This window comes from Saccharopolyspora sp. NPDC002686 (genome assembly GCF_040295745.1).
Taxonomy (GTDB): domain Bacteria; phylum Actinomycetota; class Actinomycetes; order Mycobacteriales; family Pseudonocardiaceae; genus Saccharopolyspora; species Saccharopolyspora oryzae.
On the sequence record NZ_JBEOVY010000634.1, the window covers coordinates 1 to 1,713 of the forward strand.

A 1,713-nucleotide genomic window follows, 5' to 3' on the forward strand; every position below is an offset into this window, starting at 1 on the left:
GTCCGGCTCGCCGCCGCAGGTCGGGGGCATCGGCGGCGAACCGGGATTCAGGTGGTCAGAGGCGGCGGAGTCCGTCCAGCACGCGCTGCTGGAGCTCCTGCGGCAGCCCTGGACAGTCCGATGTGGACTCGGCTGGTTCTCGGAGCCGATGCCTGCCACCGCTTTCCCGTTGCCGGCGCTCGGCTTCCACGTGCGCAACGAGCTGCCACACGGTCAGCGCACCCTCACCGCCACCGGCGTGCTGCGGACGACGCGGCCGCCAGGTCAGGACCAGGTAGCAGGCGAGGATCGCCGAGACGGAGCCGATCTGCGGCATCAGGTCCAGCATGTCGAGTCCTTCCGGAGTTCAGCGAGCGGTATCGGCGATCTGCCGCGCGGCGGAGTTGCAGTCGGCGCAGGTGCCCCAGAGCCAGGCGACCTCGGAGTTGTCAGCGACGAGCTCGCTCCCGCACAACGTCAGAACCCCGGTCCCGCTCGGGTAGGCCAGCGCCCCATCAGGCCGCGCATCGGTACTCGCATGCCGCGCTCCACCAGCAGGAACCCAATGAAACGGATACATGGCCACCACCCGAACGAAGATCAGTTCGTGCAACGTCCCACGTATCGTCCCGCGATCATGTGGGACGTTTCAATTACTCGAATGAATGAAACGATCCGAGGAGCACCCCCACTTAGGCTGTGCGCATGGCCAACACCCCACGTGCGCGCGCCTTGTCCCGCCTCATGAAGGAAGCCCAGCGGAAGAGCGGCCTCTCGGTCCGTGAGGTCGCGGAACAGCTCGACTGGAGCAAGTCGCGCGTGTCGCGGGTGGAGAACGTCGCGCAGGGGATCAACGAAACAGACGTCGCCTCACTGCTAGCGGTCCTGGGTGTGACCGGCCACGATCGGGAGCAGCTGCTCCGCATGGTCCGAGAACTCGACGAACCGGTGTGGTGGGAGCTGCACAAGGACTTGCCGGACCAGCTCTCCGCACTGATCGACGCCGAGCAACGCGCCGTGCGCCTGACGACTGTCAGCCCGACAGTCATTCCCGGTCTGCTCCAGACCCGCGCCTATTCACGAGCGCTCTTCGAATCCGATGACCGCTCGCCCTACGAAGTGGAACAGGCGATCTCGCTGCGCCAGACGCGGCAAGGAATCCTGGATCGGACGTCACCGGCGAAGCTGATCGCATACATCGACGAACCCGTTCTGTGGCGGCCCGTCAAGCAGCCGAAAGTGCGTCTCGACCAGTTGCGCCACCTGCTCAAGCTCGGAGCCCAGCCCAACATCGTCGTCCAGGTCATTCCGCTGGATGCGGACTTCCACTTCGCCTTGAACGGCGTATTCACCCTGCTCGAGTTCGATGACGACGAACCTCACGTCTTCACCGAAGCTCCGAATGCTGGCTCTATGGTCACCGGTTCGGATGACGTGGCAGCCTTCCGCAAGGCAGTAGCACGTGTATCCGAAGTCGCGTTGAGCCCAGCGGAATCCGCCGAGCTCATCGCCAAGCATGCCGAAGGGATCGGCGAAGAGTGATCAGCGCAAAGATCGGCCCCTGGCGGAAGTCCAGCCGAAGCACTCAGCAGAGTGCGTGCGTCGAGCTGGCGATCGGCGAGTCGGCCACCTACATCCGCGACATGGCCGGCAAGCCCAGGACCAGCACGAGCGGTAGGTAACCGACAGCGAGCAGGGCGAGCAGCACCAGCAGTCGGCGGTCCTCGCGGCGTG

Annotated in this window: 4 protein-coding genes; 2 read left to right on the plus strand and 2 right to left on the minus strand. The window is 65.3% G+C overall.

Going from position 1 to position 1,713, the window contains the following annotated elements:
- Positions 1–55: 55 nt before the first annotated feature.
- Both ABTZ89_RS38475 and ABTZ89_RS38480 read right to left on the minus strand, forming a co-directional pair.
- The gene (locus ABTZ89_RS38475; RefSeq protein WP_351054385.1) at positions 56–328 is read right to left on the minus strand and encodes a hypothetical protein; all 273 of its coding nucleotides are present in this window, start codon (positions 326–328) and stop codon (positions 56–58) included.
- An 18-nt stretch (positions 329–346) separates the two neighbouring features.
- Positions 347–592, minus strand: a complete 246-nt coding sequence (locus tag ABTZ89_RS38480; RefSeq protein WP_351054388.1) for an HC3 family zinc finger protein — start codon at positions 590–592, stop codon at positions 347–349.
- Between the two features lie 92 nt (positions 593–684).
- On the opposite strand from ABTZ89_RS38480, the gene ABTZ89_RS38485 reads away from it, so the two are divergent.
- The gene (locus tag ABTZ89_RS38485; protein ID WP_270951558.1) at positions 685–1,521 is read left to right on the plus strand and encodes a helix-turn-helix domain-containing protein; all 837 of its coding nucleotides are present in this window, start codon (positions 685–687) and stop codon (positions 1,519–1,521) included.
- Entirely contained in the window at positions 1,518–1,661 is a 144-nt protein-coding gene (locus ABTZ89_RS38490) for a DUF397 domain-containing protein (RefSeq protein WP_351054392.1), read from the plus strand. Before ABTZ89_RS38485 ends, ABTZ89_RS38490 begins: the two co-directional genes overlap by 4 nt.
- Positions 1,662–1,713 lie beyond the last annotated feature (52 nt).

Excerpts from the sequence above, each read along its gene's own strand:
- ABTZ89_RS38475 (WP_351054385.1), bottom strand. The coding sequence starts at position 328 with ATGCTGGACCTGATGCCGCAGATCGGCTCCGTCTCGGCGATCCTCGCC.
- ABTZ89_RS38485 (WP_270951558.1), top strand. The coding sequence starts at position 685 with ATGGCCAACACCCCACGTGCGCGCGCCTTGTCCCGCCTCATGAAGGAA.